General features: G+C 71.5%; 14 protein-coding genes. 7 read left to right on the top strand and 7 right to left on the bottom strand.

The genetic code is table 11. The features are described from left to right. Positions 1-176 precede the first annotated feature (176 nt). Both ACQP2F_RS06515 and ACQP2F_RS06510 read left to right on the top strand, forming a co-directional pair. Entirely contained in the window at positions 177-941 is a 765-nt protein-coding gene (locus ACQP2F_RS06515) for an NPCBM/NEW2 domain-containing protein (RefSeq protein ID WP_433301585.1), read from the top strand. Positions 942-1,014: 73 nt separating this feature from the next. After that, the gene (locus tag ACQP2F_RS06510; RefSeq protein WP_433301583.1) at positions 1,015-1,629 is read left to right on the top strand and encodes a GAF domain-containing protein; all 615 of its coding nucleotides are present in this window, start codon (positions 1,015-1,017) and stop codon (positions 1,627-1,629) included. Here the strand turns inward: ACQP2F_RS06510 and ACQP2F_RS06505 are convergent. Beyond that, positions 1,601-3,892, bottom strand: a complete 2,292-nt coding sequence (locus tag ACQP2F_RS06505; protein ID WP_433301582.1) for an ATP-binding protein — start codon at positions 3,890-3,892, stop codon at positions 1,601-1,603. The two genes, ACQP2F_RS06510 and ACQP2F_RS06505, sit on opposite strands and share 29 nt — an antisense overlap. Positions 3,893-4,060: 168 nt before the next feature. Further along, positions 4,061-5,404: a CoA transferase gene (locus tag ACQP2F_RS06500; protein ID WP_433301580.1), complete on the bottom strand. Its 1,344-nt coding sequence runs from the start codon at positions 5,402-5,404 to the stop codon at positions 4,061-4,063. Positions 5,405-5,518: 114 nt separating this feature from the next. On the opposite strand from ACQP2F_RS06500, the gene ACQP2F_RS06495 reads away from it, so the two are divergent. The 5 genes from ACQP2F_RS06495 to ACQP2F_RS06475 all read left to right on the top strand — a co-directional run bounded on the left by ACQP2F_RS06495 (position 5,519) and on the right by ACQP2F_RS06475 (position 11,106). Next, complete coding sequence (locus ACQP2F_RS06495) at positions 5,519-7,624, top strand: NACHT domain-containing protein (RefSeq protein ID WP_433301579.1); 2,106 nt, start codon at positions 5,519-5,521, stop codon at positions 7,622-7,624. An 8-nt stretch (positions 7,625-7,632) separates the two neighbouring features. After that, on the top strand, positions 7,633-8,298 hold the full coding sequence (locus ACQP2F_RS06490) for a YdcF family protein (protein WP_433301577.1): 666 nt from the start codon (positions 7,633-7,635) through the stop codon (positions 8,296-8,298). A gap of 8 nt (positions 8,299-8,306) precedes the next feature. Then, entirely contained in the window at positions 8,307-9,176 is an 870-nt protein-coding gene (locus ACQP2F_RS06485) for an esterase/lipase family protein (RefSeq protein ID WP_433301576.1), read from the top strand. A 194-nt stretch (positions 9,177-9,370) separates the two neighbouring features. Next, positions 9,371-9,907 (top strand): SigE family RNA polymerase sigma factor, encoded by a 537-nt coding sequence (locus ACQP2F_RS06480; protein ID WP_433301575.1) that lies wholly within the window; start codon positions 9,371-9,373, stop codon positions 9,905-9,907. Beyond that, entirely contained in the window at positions 9,904-11,106 is a 1,203-nt protein-coding gene (locus ACQP2F_RS06475; protein WP_433301574.1) for a hypothetical protein, read from the top strand. Before ACQP2F_RS06480 ends, ACQP2F_RS06475 begins: the two co-directional genes overlap by 4 nt. A gap of 39 nt (positions 11,107-11,145) precedes the next feature. Here ACQP2F_RS06475 and ACQP2F_RS06470 read toward each other — a convergent pair whose 3' ends face one another. The 5 genes from ACQP2F_RS06470 to ACQP2F_RS06450 form a co-directional block, all read right to left on the bottom strand. Next, positions 11,146-12,348 (bottom strand): hypothetical protein, encoded by a 1,203-nt coding sequence (locus ACQP2F_RS06470; protein WP_433301573.1) that lies wholly within the window; start codon positions 12,346-12,348, stop codon positions 11,146-11,148. A 68-nt stretch (positions 12,349-12,416) separates the two neighbouring features. Further along, positions 12,417-13,103 (bottom strand): anti-sigma factor family protein, encoded by a 687-nt coding sequence (locus tag ACQP2F_RS06465; RefSeq protein WP_433301571.1) that lies wholly within the window; start codon positions 13,101-13,103, stop codon positions 12,417-12,419. After that, entirely contained in the window at positions 13,100-13,519 is a 420-nt protein-coding gene (locus ACQP2F_RS06460) for a sigma factor-like helix-turn-helix DNA-binding protein (protein WP_433301569.1), read from the bottom strand. Before ACQP2F_RS06460 ends, ACQP2F_RS06465 begins: the two co-directional genes overlap by 4 nt. Beyond that, positions 13,516-15,234, bottom strand: coding sequence for a YncE family protein (locus ACQP2F_RS06455; RefSeq protein WP_433301567.1), 1,719 nt, complete (start codon positions 15,232-15,234; stop codon positions 13,516-13,518). The genes ACQP2F_RS06460 and ACQP2F_RS06455 overlap by 4 nt, the downstream gene beginning before the upstream one ends. 74 nt (positions 15,235-15,308) lie before the next feature. Next, positions 15,309-16,505, bottom strand: coding sequence for an ROK family protein (locus tag ACQP2F_RS06450; RefSeq protein WP_433301566.1), 1,197 nt, complete (start codon positions 16,503-16,505; stop codon positions 15,309-15,311). Between the last annotated feature and the right edge of the window lie 75 nt (positions 16,506-16,580).

The following is a 16,580-nucleotide window of genomic DNA, read 5'->3' as shown; positions in this document are numbered from 1 at the left end:
TATAGCCATCCGGCTATATGGCCTTCTTCTATGTGGCGCCTGAGCACGTCACCCCATCGGGGGTTCGCGACGTCTCGCGGCCGATGCCGACGCATTGAACGATGTCGCGTTGACTTCCGCATGTCTAGGGTCGTGGCTACTCCTCGCGGAAGGATCCTCCGTTGTCGGGTGCGCTCATGGTCGTACTGGTGATCTTCGCGGTCCTGCTGTCCGTGGTGGTATACGGGTGGCGGCGCAAGAAGGTGGACGCCGCCATCGCGCTGGCGCTGGTCGCAGTGGTGGTCGCCGTCTTCGCCAAACCGATCGAGGACTTCTTCGACGTCTTCCTGGAATCGCGTCCCGGCGGCGCCGCCCCGCAGGTCGTCAACCCGCCCTCCGCTGGTGTCACGGACGCCCGGACATCGGCGGCGGCGCCGGCCACGACGCAGCCTTCGCAGCATGCCCGCGCCACCGGCGCGCCGGTCACCACCAGCGACGTTGCGTCTGATCCGGAACCGGCGACGACGCCGCCGAAGCGGCCGAGCGGACCGCGATCGATGTTCGTCGCCGACTTCGAGTCCTCCGACGTGCGGTCGTCGAGCAACACCTACGAGGCCGACAGCGTCAACCTCGACGGTCGCACGTACTCGAAGTCGAGCCTGCCGACCTGCTATTACGACGACACGTGGACCGAGTTCACGTTGCACCGGAAGTGGACGCGGTTCTCGGCGCTGGTCGGGATCAAGGACGAGGCCCAGAGCGACTACAGCGCCACCGTCACGATCTATCTCGACGGCAACCTGTGGAAGGAGCCGCTGACCGTCAAGGTCGGCAACCCCAAGTCCGTCCGGATCGACGTGACCGGGGTGCTGAAGCTCAAGCTCATCTGCTCACCCGGAACAGGACACGAGGGCTTCATCCGGCTGGCATTGGGCGACGCTCTGGTGTCGGCGCCCACATAGAACGAGGCTACGCTCGGGGCAAGTACGGTGACCGGGCAAGATCGGCGTCCGGGCCGGCCGAGGTACAGCGATCATGAGCCTTCCGCACGCACACCAGCGCATCATCGACGCGGAGATGCGCGCCAGCCGTCGCGAGCTGTTGCGCCAGTTTCGCCGCGAACTGCGCCGTGACCCGGAAACGCTCGTCGCTCCACGGTTCCTCGACGTGGCGGACTGGCCCGCGGTCTGCACCGCGATCACCATCGCGGCCGGCGGCGGCGCCGACGCCTGCGCCCTCCACGCTCCCTCTCCCTATACCTCGGTATGGCGCATCGTCCGCCACCGCGGCCTTCCGGCGGCGCTGCTCGATCACCTCAGCACGGTCGGCCCCACCAGGCCGTCGGTGCTGAGCGCCGTGTTGTCGACGGGCGCCCCGCTGAGGATCGACGACCTCACCGTCAGCCCGATCCTCGCCGGGGAACCGGGGCCGGGCCTGATGCTCGCCGCCGGCATCCGCTCGGTGCACTCGTACCCGCTCCATCACCCGCAGGGCTCCCTGCTGGCCGTACTCACCCTGTACAACCGCACCAAGGGCCGCCACCCCGCCCATGCCCGGCTCGCGAAGGTCGCGGCCGAGGCATTGGCCACCTCCGCGACGCGCTCACCGAGCCGGCCCCCGGTTACCGCGAGCCGGACCGCAGCCCCGTGATCTTCTTCCGGAGGTCGCCGGCCGACACGTGCTCGAGTCTCGTGCGGATCTCCAGAGCGCGGCTCCAGGCCTCGCGGGCGGCACCGGGCCGGCCGGCCTCGTGGTGGGTGTCGCCGAGGCGCTCCAGGGCGTCGGCGGTCATCGAGGCGTGACCGAGCCGGCGGAAGATCTCGATGGCCCGCCGGTAGCAGTCGACGGCCTGCTCGTGGTGGCGCAGGTGCTGGTGGGCGTAGCCGAGGCTGTCCAGGGTGAAGGCGATGTTCTCGTGGTCGCCCCGCCGGGTGTTGATGGCCAGCGCCTCCCCGCAGAACTTCAGGGCCGCGGCGTGGTCGCCGAGCAGGGCGCGGAACCAGCCGACCGTGTTGAGGGCGCGGGCCATCCGCAGCTCGACCGGCTCGGGGGCGGGCGACTTGCCCGACCGGGTCGCGGCCAGCGCCCGTTCCGCGTGCGCGAGGGCCTCCTCGAGATGGCCCTCGCGCTCGGCCAGCATCGACAGGTCGAGATGGACGTCGGCCTCGCCGCACCGGTCGCCGATACCGTCGAAGAGAAGCAGGGCCTCCCGGGCCTGGGCGGCGGCCTCGGCCGGGCGGCCGAGACCGCGGTAGGCCTCACCGAGCCGGCGGTGGGTGTACGCCAGCACGCCGGGACTGCCGAGGTGACGGGCCGCGGTGACGGCCGCCTGCCAGGTGTCCATCCGGTCGTGCAGGTGCCACTGGCGGCGGTGGAAGGTGTCCAGGCCCCAGGCCAGCTGCCAGGTGTACGCGTGCAGGCCGGCGGTGGCGGCATGGCTCGCGGCCGCCAGCAGGTTGGCGTGCTCGGCCGCCAGCCACGCCATGGCCGCCTGGTGGTCGGCGATCGGCTCGGCCTCGACGCCGTCCGGCAGCGGCGCGAGCGGCACAGCGATGGCGTCCAGGTTGGGGTAGACGATCCGGTTGGCGGCGCAGGCGGTGTGCACATAGTGGGCGATGAGCCGGGCCGGCGCCTCGGCGGCCTCGTCCGCTTCCTCGGTCGCGGCCAGCTCGGCGGCGTAGGCGCGGAGCAGGTCGTGCTGGGCGAACCGGCCGGGCCGGTGTTCGGTGGCGAGGTTGGCCCGGGTGAGTTGGGTCAGCAACCGGCGCGTCTCGGGCACCGGCGCGCCGGCCAGGGCGGCGGCGGCCGGTACCGACAGATCGGCGCCGGGATGAACGCCGAGCAGGCGGAACAGCCGCGCGGCCGGGGGCGTGAGCGTCGCGTAGGACCAGGAGAAGATGGCGCGTACGTCGCTGAGCGGGTCACCGGCGTCGAGCGCGTTGAGCCGGTGACCGGCCGCGTTCAGGTCGGCGGCGAGCGCGGCCAGCGGAAATCCGGACTGCCGGGCCCGGGCGGCGGCGATGCTCAGCGCGAGCGGCAACCCCGCGCAGGCCGCGACGATCTCCGGCACGGCGCCCGGCTCGGCCGCGACCCGGTCGTCGCCGAGCCGCTCGTTCAGCAGGTCCCGCGATTCCTCCGGGCTGAGCACGCCGAGCTGCAGCGGGTGCGCGCCGTCGGTGGCCAGCAGACCGGTGAGCTGGTTGCGGCTGGTGACCAGGACCAGGGCGGACGGGCTGCCGGGCAGCAGGGCGCGGACCTGCTCGGCGTCGCGGGCGTTGTCGAGCAGCACCAGGACCCGTTTGCCGGCGAGCAGGCTCCGATAGCGGGCGGCCTGCGCGTCCGCGCCGGCCGGGATCCGGTCGGGCGCCACGCCGAGCGCGTCCAGGAACCCGCGGACGGCGTCGGCCGGATCCATGACCCGGCCGTACGGGTCGAAGCCGCGAAGGTTGACGTACAGCTGGCCGTCGGGGAAGTGCCCGGAGACCCGGCGGGCCCAGTGCACCGCGAGGGACGTCTTGCCGATCCCGGCCATGCCGGACAACGCCGAGATGACGGCTACGGTCGGCCGGTCGCCCGACATCGCCAGCAGCGCGTCGAGTCGGGCCAGTTCCTCGGCGCGGCCGGTGAACGGGAACATCTCCGGGGGCAGCTGGGCCGGCGGCCGGGTGGGGGCCGGCTGGGTAGGCGGCGGCCCGCCGGCCGTCTGGCAGAACGAGTCGCGCGCCTCGCCGGTGAGCCCGAAGGCGTCCGCGAGCAGGCGCATCGTGGCCGGCCGGGGCCGGCTGATCCGGCCCGCCTCGACCTTGCCGATCGTGCTCGTGCTGACACCGATCCGCTCGGCGAGATCTTCCTGCGAAAGCCCCAGCCGCCGCCGGTGCGCCCGTACGGCGAGCCCGAACGCCGATGCTCCCACCTCGCCGATAGTACGGGTGAGTTACCGGTGAAGTCTCTGGTGAGCCGGTCCCGCGCCTGCCAGGGTGGAGGTTCGCCCTCGGCTGACGGGGGGCTGAGGGCGAACAGCCGATGAAGGAGACCGTCGTGTACGTGGCCGGTTCGCCCGTCGTCGAGTGGACGCGGGCGGTCACTCCCACCCGGACGGCGCCCGGCCATAGGCGGGCGGCAGGTGCGGCCAGCTCAGCGGGCGGCCGTCGAGCCGGCCGGGCGGGCTGATCCCGCTCCACCCGCCGCCCAGTGCCGTCCGGTAGGCGTCGGCGTCGCGAGGCGAATCCTCGCCTGCGGCCGGTCCGCTGCCCTGGTCGAGCAGCCATCGCGCCGTTCGGGCCAGCGACACCGACACGTGGGTCGCCTCGCCGGTGCGGACGCGACGGCCGAGCGCGGCCAGCGCCCCGGCCGCGATGAGGTAACCGGTCGCGTGGTCGAGCAACTGGCACGGCAGGGCGCCGGGCCGGACGCCGTCCGTGCTCGTCGCCCAGCCGATGCCGGTGGCGATCTGCACCAGGCTGTCGAACCCGCGCCTGGTCTCCCAGCCGCGGGACGTACCCCAGGCCGAGAGCGTGACGACGATCGTGCCCGGGTGCTGCTCCGCCACCTGGCCGGGGTCCAGACCGAGGCGGCTCAGGGCGCCCGGCCGATAGCCGGTCACGAGGACGTCGGCCCGGTCGAGAAGGCGGTGCAGGACCCGGCGGCCTTCCGCGGTGCCGGCGTCCAAGGTGGTGCTGGCCTTTCCGATTACTCCGTCGACCGAATGCAGCGGCAGCTCCGGGCGACGCGGGTCGTCGACGCGCAACACGTCGGCGCCGAGCGCGCCCAGCATCCGGGTGCCGACCGGGCCGGCGATGACCCGGGTCAGGTCGAGCACCTTCATCCCCGACGCCGGCAGGGGGCCGGGCGTGGCCGGCGGCGCCACCGCGCGACCCAGCGGGGACATGCCGATGAGCGGGCCGTCCGGGCCCTGCCACTCGGCCTGGGTGCGAGCCGCTACGGCCAGGCCGCCGGCGGCGTACACGATCCGCTCGATCTCCGATGCCGGGCGCGCCGCGATGACCGCACCCAGCGACGCCTGAACCTCGGCCTCGGAACCGTCGGGCACGCCGAGGGACGTCAGCAGCGCCGTGCGGTGCCACGGATAGTTCGCATGGGTACGCACCCAGCCGTCCGCGGCTCGCCACAAGCGCGACAGCGGCGCGAAGCCGTCGATCCCCCGCCCGTCCGCGTCGCGGAGCCAGACCTCGCTGCGCACGGCGGCCGCCACGTGGTCGCGGTCGAGCGCGACGGCGGGACGGCGGCCGGTGCGCGCGAAGGCCAGCTCGGCGGCCGCGGTGAGGCAGGCGGCCACCGAGGCGGTCGCGCAGTCGGCGACGGCCAGCGGGGACGCCAGAGCGGCCGGTTGCGGATCGCCGGTGAGCTCGGGGCCGGGGCCGGCCAGCCCGAGGCCGGCCAGCACACCGTCCAGCAAAGCCGTCATGCACCGATTTTCGCCCACCGAAGGCGGTCGGGGTGGGTGCTGTTGCTCACCGTGGAAGCGTCGCATCAGCCGCCTGGGTGCCCCGGCGACGAGCCGCGGTCCCTGGTCACACGGGTGAAGGTGCCGGATAACTTAGCCGAACGGCCATTCCATTCTCCACACCGGACATCGAGCCTTGAGGCCGTGGCGCACTCCGGATCACCAGGCGGGTCGCAGTTCGATTCAAGGGGCGAGCCCCATCCCGATATCTCCGTTGCCGGTTCTCGCAGCGTCCAGATCGGCGATCACAACTTCATGGTCAACATCTACCACGGGATGGTCGACTGGCTGCGCGGAGATCTCTCGTCGGAGACGGCGGCTGCTGAGGTGGCGCGACAACTCGAACAGTCGGCCGACGCTGAGTGGGACGCCCTGACCGAGTGGGGATACATGCAGGTGCCATGGGTCGAACTGAGCTCGCCCAAAGGCCTGCGCACCGACGACGACCTGGCACGGCACATCGCCGAAGGCGGACATCTGATCATCGAGGGCGAGGCACAGTCCGGCAAGACCACTCTTGCGGTGCGGCTCATCAAACTCCTGGCCGAGCAGGGAGAGGCTCGTGCGGTTATCTTCCGCCTGCACTCGTGGGAACCGGGGCAGCGCCTCCGGCCCTGGATGGCCCAAGTCCTGCGGGACGATTACGGCCTGAGCGGAAAGGCCTACAACTCTGCCGTCAGGCAATTGTGGGATCGGCGAATCATCCCGATCTTCGATGGTTTCGATGAGCTGCAGGTCGTCGCCAACCCGCGAACCGTCCAGGAGTTGAGGATGTTCACCCATGGGCGGCCCGCGGTGATCACGGGGATCCGGCCGAGAACCGGCTCCTGGGATCTGGAGAATGTTCTGTCGGATGCCGCGGTGATCGCATTGCAGGGAGTTGCGGACGACGAGATCCGGCACTACATGCTGCAACGGCCGCCTCCGACCTCGGCGCTCCGAGCCGAGTGGGAACAGGTGGTCGATGCGGCCGCCAGCGAATCAGCGGCACCGGTTCGCGTCGCGCTCTCCTCCCCTTTGAACGCCTGGTTGGCCAAGACGGTCCTGCGAGCCGGAAACCCCATGTCGACGTTGTCCCGGCTGAATACGATGGAGACGCCCGCACAGGTCGAGGAATATCTGCTGCGCGACGTGGTCCGAGCGGTCATTGAACGCCATGCCGCGCAGGGCGAGACACTGAATCCGCCGAGCAGGGAGTTCGATACCGGGCGGGCGCAGCGGTGGCTGGGGTTTCTCGCGCATCGGTCGGCTGGCCGCGCCATCGCGTTCTGGCACTTGAGAGACTATGCACCACTCTTATGGATCGCGCTCGTCGCCGTCATCGCTCTCGGCGCTTCGGCCGGGTTCCTGGGTTGGCTAGGCGTCATGCCTCCCGCACCCCCGGTTCTCTTCCTCCTGGCCGGCGTCATGTTCGGTTTTGGCTTCGCCCGAGGATATTCGATCGGTCGTTGGAAGGGACCGGACGACGCGGCTCGGCTCGGCTACATCATCGCGGAGCAGGATCCGGCGAAGCCGGCGCTACTGCGGCCGTCCATCGTCAAGGACGGCGCTTTGCGCGAGCACGGCCGCAAGTTGTTGTGGGGATTGGCACTGGTCGCCGCCGGCTATGTCACCGCGACCACGGTCTATTGGATCCTCCGCGGATCGATCGACTGGCTTATCGGATATTCGCTCGACCAATTCGTAGCCGCCGCGGTGGCGTCGACGGTCATAGCGCGCGTCGTCGCCCATGTCGCCGGCCGGAGCGCAGCCTTCATCCTGAGTCGTAGCCGCCGGTTGGACGCTTCGCGCGGCGCCCGGACCTCGCACCCCCTCAAGGTCATTCACAACGACGCCAAATCCGGCATTCTGATGGTGACGGTGTCGCTGGTCGTGCTCGGCCTCGGCTACGTGCTCTTCTGGCGGTTCTTCGATCCGCCGTCGGGCCTTGCCGGCCTGTTCTCCGTCTTGGTGGGCGTCCTGGCGGCGGAGTTCTTCTGGAATCAATGGGCGCCCTATAAAGCGGCTCATCTCTGGCTGGTCTACCGAGGACGGCTTCCGTTATGGCTCGAGGACTTCCTCCGAGCCTGCCACCGCACCAACCTGCTGCGACAGAACGGCAATCACTTCGTCTTCCGCCACCAGAGCCTGAAGAGCTCGCTGGCCAGGGAATACCGACGGCAGGCCGGGCGTGCTGGATGATGGTGCCCGTGAGCTTTCAGATAGTAGCCGGCACCGAGGGACTCGGGCTCGATGCGGTGGCACATGTCCTCGTGCCGGGCCGCGGGCGGGACGAGTCCGGCTTCGGGCTGACCCCGGAAGCAATCGACCGGGTGACGGTCGCGGCCGAACTCTACCGAGAGATCGCCGGCCCGAAGGGCGGACGCGTAGTGTGCTCGGGTTACAAGTCACCGATCGACCGCAAGGGGGCGCCTTGGTCGTCCGACGCCGCTCCCGGAGTGGTGTTCTCCGGCATGCCGGAGGCCGAGTTGATGCGGCGCGAGCTGATCGAAAAGGGCGTGCCGGCCGAGGCCATCAGGGCAGAGCGAAGGTCGATCGATACCGTGACGAACTTCCTCCGGTCCGAGCTGGAAGGTCACTTCGGAGACGATCGCCCGGTCGCCATCGTTGCCCAGTATGATCATCTATGTCGGATGATCACAGTTATCGCTCCCCGCACGCTGCGAAGGCAATACCTCGGAGTCGTGGCTCCGTCCCGATCGCCGGACGATGAAGGCTGGCTGCCCACGTTGGTCAGTCGCGTGGTGGCAGCCCGGCTACCGGACGACTCCCAAGCAGCGATCGACGTCGCCACCGCTCGGGCGGCGCGGATCTGGCGAGCGGCTGAGATAACGGGCATGCGCAGCTATCACTAGGAGGTTCGGTGACCGAGGGCAATGTGGTCTTCATCCACGGCTTCTGGTCCTCGCCGCGGACATGGGATCGATTGGCCGAGGTATTGGCTGACGACCTGGATCTGGCCGGGCTGCGTTGGCATCGGTTCGGTTACGCATCACCCAAATACTCCCTGCCGCTCTGGCCCGTCCGCATTCCGGATTACGACGACATCGCACAATCGCTGCGGCCTTTCCTCCAACAGCCGGAACTGCGGGGCGACGTCGCCATCGTGACGCACAGCCAGGGCGGCCTCATCCTGCTGCGGTATTTGGCCTGGATGCTGAACGAGGGCCGCGGGGCCGAACTGGCCCGGATCCGGTCCGTGGTGTTGCTCGTTTGCCCGCATGAAGGCACCGACTACGCCCGCTCGATCCGGGCCGTGCTGAGGTTCGGTCAGCACCCTCAGGCGCGTGCACTGCGGACGCTGGACGAGCGCGTGGCCGCCGCCCGCCGCACGGTGTTGAACCAGGTCGTCCACGCGACGGCGGTAAGCAACCGGGAGTGCCCTATTCCGATCCATGTCTATGCCGGCCAGACCGACAAGGTCGTTGGACGGGTGACGGCTCAGAGCAGCTTTCCGCACGCTGCGGTGCTACCCGGTGATCACTTCTCGATTCTCGATCCGGGCTCGCCGAACAGCCTCACCGCGCCGACGGTGAAGCGGCATCTGGTGGAAGACCTGAAGGCCGGGGAACAGCACCCATCCGTCCCGACTCCAGATAACACGATGCCGCCACAGCGGTCCGGCCGACCCACCATCAAAGTGCAAGGTTCGAGCGGCGTACAGATCGGCGACAGCAACACTCAATTCAACACATGGGCTTCGACAAAGGACAACGAGGCCGAGCCTGAGTAGTCCGGCTTCGGCGCCCGGACGGTCGCGCTGGCCACCGCACTGCGCCGGGCCGGCGGCACCGTGGTGCTGGTTCCCGTCGAACGGCCGAACGTCGCCGAGCAGGCTGTCAATATTCGGCTGAATGCCCATGCAACCTTCCACCGTCCCGGCCGCGACGTGAATGGTGGACCACCGGGGGGACAGGGGGAGCCGGGATGCGGCCCGATCACGAGCGGGAGTACGTCGAGTATGTGTCGGTGCGGCTGCCCCGACTGCATCGGCTCGCGTATCTCCTCTGCTCCGACGCACACCAGGCCGACGACATCGTCCAGGCGGCGATGACCTCGCTGTACCTGAGCTGGAAGCGGGCCCGGCGGGCGGACAACCTCGATGCGTACGTGCATCGGATCGTGGTCCGCCGTTATCTCGACGAACGCCGCCGCCGATGGTCGAAGGTGTTGCTCGGCGACGCCGTTCCGGAGATCGCCACCGGCGGCGAGCATGCGATCGAGGCCCGCGACGAGCTGGTGACCGCGTTGCGCTCGCTGCCGAAGGGTCAGCGGGCCGTGCTGGTGCTGCGCTTCCTCGGGGACCTGTCGGTGGAGGCGACGGCCGAGGCGCTCGGTTGCTCGGTGGGCAACGTCAAGAGCCAGTCCTCGCGCGGCCTGGCCACCCTGCGCGGCCTGCTCGACCCCGGCCAGTTCCGGCTTTCGGACGGAAACCAGTTCCGGCTCTCGGAGGGAAAGGCGTGAACGGCGTGGACGAGGAGCGGGAGCTGCGGGCGCGGCTCGAGTCGGCGTACGTGCCGCCGACCCGCCTCGAGGTGGGCGCGCTGCTGCTCGACGGCCGCCGGCGGCAGAAGCGGCGGCGGGCGGTGCTCGGCGCGGCGGTGGCGATGGCGCTGCTGGTCACGGTGCCGTCGATCCTGCTGCGGGAGGCGCGCGAGTCGGCCCCGGTGGTGGGCGTGGTGGTCAAGCCGTCGCCGTCCGCGCCGGCCTCGGCGGCGCCGCCGGCCGCGTGCCCGGTGCGCACCCTGCCGGTGCCGGCCGGGATGAAGAACGTGACGCCGACCGGGATCGATCCGACCGGGCGCTTCATCGTCGGCAATGGAACGGTCGGGCAGAACTTCCACCCGGTGCTGTGGACCGACGGCAAGCCCCAGGCGCTGCCGATGGTGGGTCAGTCGGTCGAGCTCGACGCGGTCAACTCCAGCGGCGTCGTGGCCGGCCTCGTGGCGAACGGGACCTCGGAGTACGCCTTCCGCTGGCAGAACGGCAAATACACCCGATTGCGTACGCCGCCCGGCAGCTGGCACGTCTATCCCTGGCCCCGGATCAACACCGCCGGCGACGTGGTCATGATGGCCGAGCCGAGCGCCAACATCGAGGGCAAGGGCGCCATCGCCGTACTGTGGAAGGCCGGCTCGACCAAGGCGACGAAGCTGCCGCTGCCGAAGAACGCCGGCATCAGCGACATCGACGACGCCGGCCGGATCGTCGGGGACGTGGACAGCGACAACGACGGTTCGGCCGATCTCGCGTACGTCTGGGACCAGCAGGGTCATGGCACCAAGCTGAAGCAGGCCGCCGGACAGCAGTCAGCCGCGCGCGCGATCCGCGGCGACTGGGTGACCGGCGGCTTCTGGCCGCGCCAGGCCGCGGTCCGCTGGAACCTGCGCACCGGCGAGATGAAGGAGTTCGCGACGCCGGAGAACGCCGATCTGCCGCCGGCGCTGGACGGCGTCGGCCCCGGCGAGATGGTCAACGCCAAGGGCTGGGTGGTCGCGAGCGGCTACGTCCTGCGCGACGATGGCCCGGCCGTGCTGACCGTGCCGAAGGGCCTGACCGCCAAGGCCGCCGCCGTCTCCGACGACGGGGTCGTGGTCGGGATCGCCCAAAACGATGCCCACGACGCGACCGCCAACCAGGGTCCGCGCCTCTGGCAGTGCTGACCCGGAACGCCCAGCCGACGCCGCGCCGGGCTCCGACGACTACAGGTCGTGCCAGGGGTGGGCGGGCGCGGGCTCGGGCTCGAGCACCTCGGTGGCGAACGGGGTCGCGGCGAACGGGTCGGTGACCGTCACCGAGTCGGCGTCGGCCGGACGCGGCGGCGTCCACATCGGCCGGCGCTCGGCCGGCGCCCAGGTCAGCGCCGGAGCCTGGTGGCCGGCTAGCGCGGGGCGCACCCGCTCCGGCGGCACCCAGATGGGTGGCGGACCCCACCAGATCACCCGCTCGCTGTGCGAGGGGGCGGGCACGCGGGCGGGCGGCGCCGGAGCGGGTGCCGACTGCGGGACCGGCGCCGGTGCGGCCGGGAGGGCCGGGCGCTCGGCGGCGGGCAGGGCCGGCGGGGCCGGCTCGGCGGGAAGGGCGGTGGCCTTGTTGGCGGGGGCGGTGGACAGCACGACCGCGGTGCCGACCGTGACCAGGCCGGCGATCATCGCGGGCATCGCCCAGCCGGGGCGGACGGTGTCGCCCAGGAACATGACGGCGACGAAGGACGGGGCGATGACCTCGGCGATCCAGAGGACGGCGGTGACCGGGCCGACCTGGCCGCGCTGCAGGGCGTTCGCGTAGAGCATCATGCCCGTGACGCCGAAGACCAGCAGGGCGGCGACCAGCGGCTCGGTGACGAGCGCGAGGGCGGCCGAGGCGAAGCCGTCGCCGGGCAACGTCAGCGCGCGCCCGACCAGCGCGGCGCCGCCGAGGCAGAGGCCGGCGAGACCGGCGACCACGCCGGGCGGCGCGAACCTGGTGGCGCCCCAGCCGGCCAGCGCGATCGTCAGGGCCGCGCCGCAGAACCAGAGCCGCAGCTCGGTCGAGGCGGCCACGCTCTCCTGCGGGCCGGCCGACATGGCCAGCACGGTCAGGGCGGCGACGGCGACGGCGACCGCGAGCACGTCGATGGTGCGCAGCCGCGACTTGAGGATGACCCGGGCGGCCACCACCGTGATCGCGAGCGAGCCGGCCAGGACGGACTCGACCACGTAGACCGCGAGCGTGCCGAGGGCGATCATCGAGCCGACCCAGGCGAGCAGGTCGAAGCCGGTGCCCAGCAGGTAGAGGGGATGGCCGAGGGACTTGACCGTGCTCGTCGAGCGGCGGGCGCCGACGGCCTGGAGGATCGACGCGGCGGCATAGGCGAACGCGCCGAAGATGGTGATGGCCAACGCGACCCACCCAGCGGCGGTCATGGAGCCCACCAGCCTTGATGACGCTGTGTATATTGACCGGTCACACTCTGATGATATGTGCGCGGTTCCTAGATCGGAACGGCCACGAGGATCTGTCCTGCGTAGGTTTCCGCCTGCACGCCCGCGACCTCGGCTGGGGCCATCAGCGCGGCGCCGTCCAACGTGGTGGTTCCCGAGGCCGAGGAGAGCCAGCTGCCGGCCGGCTCGCGCGATCCGTCGGCGGCCACGACGAAGAGCCGGCACTGCTCACCTGGGGGAACGCCGGTCACGGTGGCGCTGACCCGGACCCAGCCGACGGCGGGACGGACGGTGGCGCTCATCGCGACGCCGGTCCCGGTGTCGGTGGCCGAGCCGGTGCGGGTGCCCGGGGTGGACGTCGTGGTGGTGGCGGCCGCGACCGGTGAGCCGGAGGAGGCGGTGCCGCGCCCGATCAGCGTGCCGGCGGCGAGCGCCACCAGCGCCACGAGCACGGCCGCGGCGGTCAGCAGCGCGCGGTTGCGCCACGCCCGGCGACGGCTCTGGCCGCGTACCTCCGCAAGCGTCTTGTGAAGCAACAGCTCACCGTCGGGCGGTGGCCCCTCCAGGAACGCCTCCGGGGGCAGCTCACCGAGCGCCGCCTCCATCTCGCGCAGGTCCTCGACCTCGCGGCGGCAGGGTGCGCATCCGTCGAGATGGGCACGCACCGAGTCCTGTTCCTGACGATCGAGGACACCGAGGACGTACGCCCCCAGCAGCTCCGTCTCGTGCTCGCTCACCCGGCCACCGCCTCGCGAAGTTGCCGGAGAGCGCGATAGCTGCGCGTCTTCACGGCGCCGGCCGGCACGCCGAGCGACTCGGACGCCTCGGCCACGTCGCGACCCTGGAAGTAGAGCGCGTTGAGCACATCGCGGTCCTCCGGCTCGAGCGTTTCCATGGCGCCGAGCAGCGCCATCGCGCCCGGTTCCGGACCGGCGCCGACGATGCCGTGGACGATCGTGAACAGCCGCGCCCGTGCCGGTCCCTCCAGAATGGCAGGCTCCTGCCAGGCGCGGACGAGGGCTTCCTGCGCCACTTCCGCGCCGCGGGCGCGATCACCGACCAACCTCGACGCGTACGCGAGAAGCGCCGCGCCGTGCTCCTCGAACACCTGCCGCACGAGGACCTCGTCGGCGGCCCGCGACCGACGGCTCACTCCCCCACCCGCAACACCGAGACCGTGTCGTCGTCCCCGTTCGAGACATAGGCGAGCCGGCCGTCCGGGGAGACCGCGACCGTGCGCGGGCTTCGTCCCACCTTCACCGTGGCGGTCAGCTTCCCGGTGTGCCCGTCGAGCACCGAGATCGTGTTGTCGCCCTCGTTCACCACGTACGCGTGATCGCCGTCGGCGGAGAAGGCGACGCTCTGCGGCTGACGGCCGACCGGGAACGGCCCGGTCCGCTTCAGCGTGGTGGTGTCGATGAGATCGGCCGCGTTCGCCTCGAAGCCGGCGACCAGCACCCGCCGCCCGTCCGGCGAGACGGCCAGGCTGTGCGGGGCCTTGCTGACCGGCACCGACCGGAGCAGCCGGTTGTCGCGCATGTCGACGACGGCGACCACGTTGGACTCGTGGTTGGCGCTGAACGCCCGCAACAGGTCGCCGGCGTAGCCGATCGCGTGCGGGTTGGGCGGCACCGCGATCCGGCCGACCTCGGTCCGGCTGTCGGCCGTGTAGATCTCGATGCGCCCGCTCGAGTGGATCGGCACCCAGACCTTGCCGTCCGGGCTGACCGACAACGCGTACGGCTGCGGCCCGGTGGTCAGGTAGTGGTCGACCGTGCGGGCCGCGGTGTCGAGGACGGCCACGCCGCTGCCCGTCTTCTTGTCGTTCTCGTACATCGACACGTACGCGGCCCGGCCGTCCCGGGAGACGGCCACGAACCGTGGTGTGTTCCGCAACGGCGTCGCGGTGACCCTGCGGGTGCCGGCGTCGATCACCGAGAGCACGCGCTGGCCCTGGTTGGCGACGTAGACCGTCCGGCTGTCGGGCGAGACCGCGATGCCCTCGGGCTCGTTGCCGACCCTGATCGTCCCGACCACGGCCGGCTTCGCGACGCTGACGATCCGGTGCGCGAGCCGCTCGGTGGCGATCGTGGCCTCGGGGGTGGCCGTGCGCGGCGCCTCGCCGACGCCCACCGCCGCGGACGTGGCCGGCGCCTCGACCAGGGCCGCCTGCCGGTTGCCGTCCGGGCGGTCGACCAGGGCGAACGCCACGCCGACGCCGCCGAGGACGACCAGCGCGGTGAGGCCGGCGATGAGGGCGGCGGCGCCCACCCGGCGGCGGTGCTCGCGCGGGGGTGGCAGGACGGTGACGCGCGGCGGGCCGTACGTGCTGAGGCCGTCGACCGCGCGCATCTGGGCCTCGACGCCCATCCGGGACATCGGCGGCGTGGTGGTCAGGACCTGGCCGGTCACGCGTACGTCGGCCCAGCCGGCCGGGCCGCGAACGGTGACCGAGCCGTCCAGCCACTCCGACCGCGGCTGCCAGAGGATGCGCAGCTGGCGGCCGGCGAGCATGGCCCGCAGCCCGGGACCGGAGACGGTGACGGTGGCGGTGGCGGTGGCCAGCGGCGGGCCCTCGACCAGCACATCGGCGACCACCCGCGGGGTGCCGTGCGCGATCTCGCCGAAGTCGACCCGGTCGGGGCGCAGGCGGATCGCGGTGCGCTCGAGGGCGCCGGCGGCCGCGGCCGAGACGCTGCGGCTGTCGTCCTGGGTGAGGCCCTCGAGGGCGCGGCGGGCGGCAGCCGCCATCGCGAGGTCGGCGCCACTCGCGATGCGGGACAGCTCGTCGACCGCGGTCAGACGAGTCTCCCGGATCGGGCTGTCGATCTCGGTCACAACATGCGTCGGCAGGCCTAGATCACTCATCGTGTCCCCGCGATCATCATGCAGTGACCGAGGGGGTCAGCGGAAGCCGCCGAGCAAGATTGGCATCTATCTGGTTATCCGACGATTGCGGACTGTAACCGGTCGGTGGCGTACTCCCGGGCGCCGGTCAGGGACGGCTCGGTCGTGATGGTCGCCGCCCAGACCGGGAGCCGGCGGGGAAGGCGGTCGACCGCTTCCTGGATCTCCGGGAGCAGCTCCGGACCCCAGGAGCCGCCGATCACTATCCGCGCCGGGTCGGCGAGGGCGATCGTCGCGGCGATCACTCCGGCGATCGCATTGGCCAGCGGTTCCGACATTTCCGATTTATGGGTTTTTAGGTGGTCGACGTCGATCGCCGTCGAGCCGGCGCGGCGCAGATCTAGCTCGGCGAAGATCTCGATGAACGGGACCGCCCGGCCGCCCGGACCGACCGTGATGACGTGCGCGATCTCGCCGGCCAGGCCCGCGCCGCCGCGCCGGATCTCGTTGTCGCCGACGATCGCGCAGCCCAGGCCCTCGCCGAGGAAGAGGTACGCGAACTCGCCGCCGGCGTGCCGGCGCTCGGCCCGGGCCGCCCAGTTGACGTCGTTGTCGACCACGATCGGGCCGTCCACATGGGGCGCCAGGACCTTGACCGGGTCGAGCTCACCGACCAGGAACGGGGAGTCGGGCAGCTGGACGAGGCGGCCGGAGTCGCGGTCGACCGGGTCGGCGGCGCTCACCACCGCTATCCGGGGCTTGCCCGGCCGCCGGTCTTCGCCGGCGCTTGCCGCCCGAGCGGTCGTCGCTCTTCCCGCCCGGCCGGCCGCCGCGCTTCCCCCCGGGCTTCCCGCCGCGTTTGCCGCCGGGTTTCCCGCCCGGCCGGCCTCGACGGCGACCTCGCGCAGGGCGGCGGCGACCCGGGCCGGGCGGGCCGGGCGGCCGACCTCCCGCTCGGCGCGATGCACCACCTCGCCGTACGCATCGAGGCACAGCGCCGTCACACCTGCCGGCCCGATGCTGATCGCCAGGGCCGTGCCCACCTCGGCGGACAGCGAGTAATAGGTGCCGACCCGCCCCCGCCCCCGCCCGCCCGGGGTGCGCTCGCCGGTGTCGGCCACCAACCCCCGCTCGGTCAGCCGGCGCACGCTCTCCCCCGCCGTCGGCTTCGAGATGCCGGTCTCGGCGGCCAGCTCGGCCCGGGTCAGCCGGCGGTGGCGCATCAGCGCCCGCAGCACGTGCTCGTCGGTCAGCGCGCGGACGAGGTCGAACGACGGCTTCGCGGAGTCCACGTGCCAATTCTAGGCAGGACCCTTGCCTTGAAAGACGCCACGCCCTACAGTCTTTTCAAGTAAGGAACATTGACT

The organism is Actinoplanes sp. CA-030573 (assembly GCF_050951115.1).
Classification (GTDB): domain Bacteria; phylum Actinomycetota; class Actinomycetes; order Mycobacteriales; family Micromonosporaceae; genus Actinoplanes.
Note: the sequence above shows the minus strand (reverse complement) of the source record. Positions and strands in the feature narration are given on the sequence as shown.

What these genes read in the sequence shown, in the direction of transcription:
- ACQP2F_RS06515 (WP_433301585.1), top strand. Translation starts at nt 177, where the DNA reads ATGGTCGTACTGGTGATCTTCGCGGTCCTGCTGTCCGTGGTGGTATAC.
- ACQP2F_RS06510 (WP_433301583.1), top strand. Translation starts at nt 1,015, where the DNA reads ATGAGCCTTCCGCACGCACACCAGCGCATCATCGACGCGGAGATGCGC.
- ACQP2F_RS06500 (WP_433301580.1), bottom strand. Translation starts at nt 5,404, where the DNA reads ATGACGGCTTTGCTGGACGGTGTGCTGGCCGGCCTCGGGCTGGCCGGC.
- ACQP2F_RS06480 (WP_433301575.1), top strand. Translation starts at nt 9,371, where the DNA reads ATGCGGCCCGATCACGAGCGGGAGTACGTCGAGTATGTGTCGGTGCGG.
- ACQP2F_RS06470 (WP_433301573.1), bottom strand. Translation starts at nt 12,348, where the DNA reads ATGACCGCCGCTGGGTGGGTCGCGTTGGCCATCACCATCTTCGGCGCG.
- ACQP2F_RS06455 (WP_433301567.1), bottom strand. Translation starts at nt 15,234, where the DNA reads ATGAGTGATCTAGGCCTGCCGACGCATGTTGTGACCGAGATCGACAGC.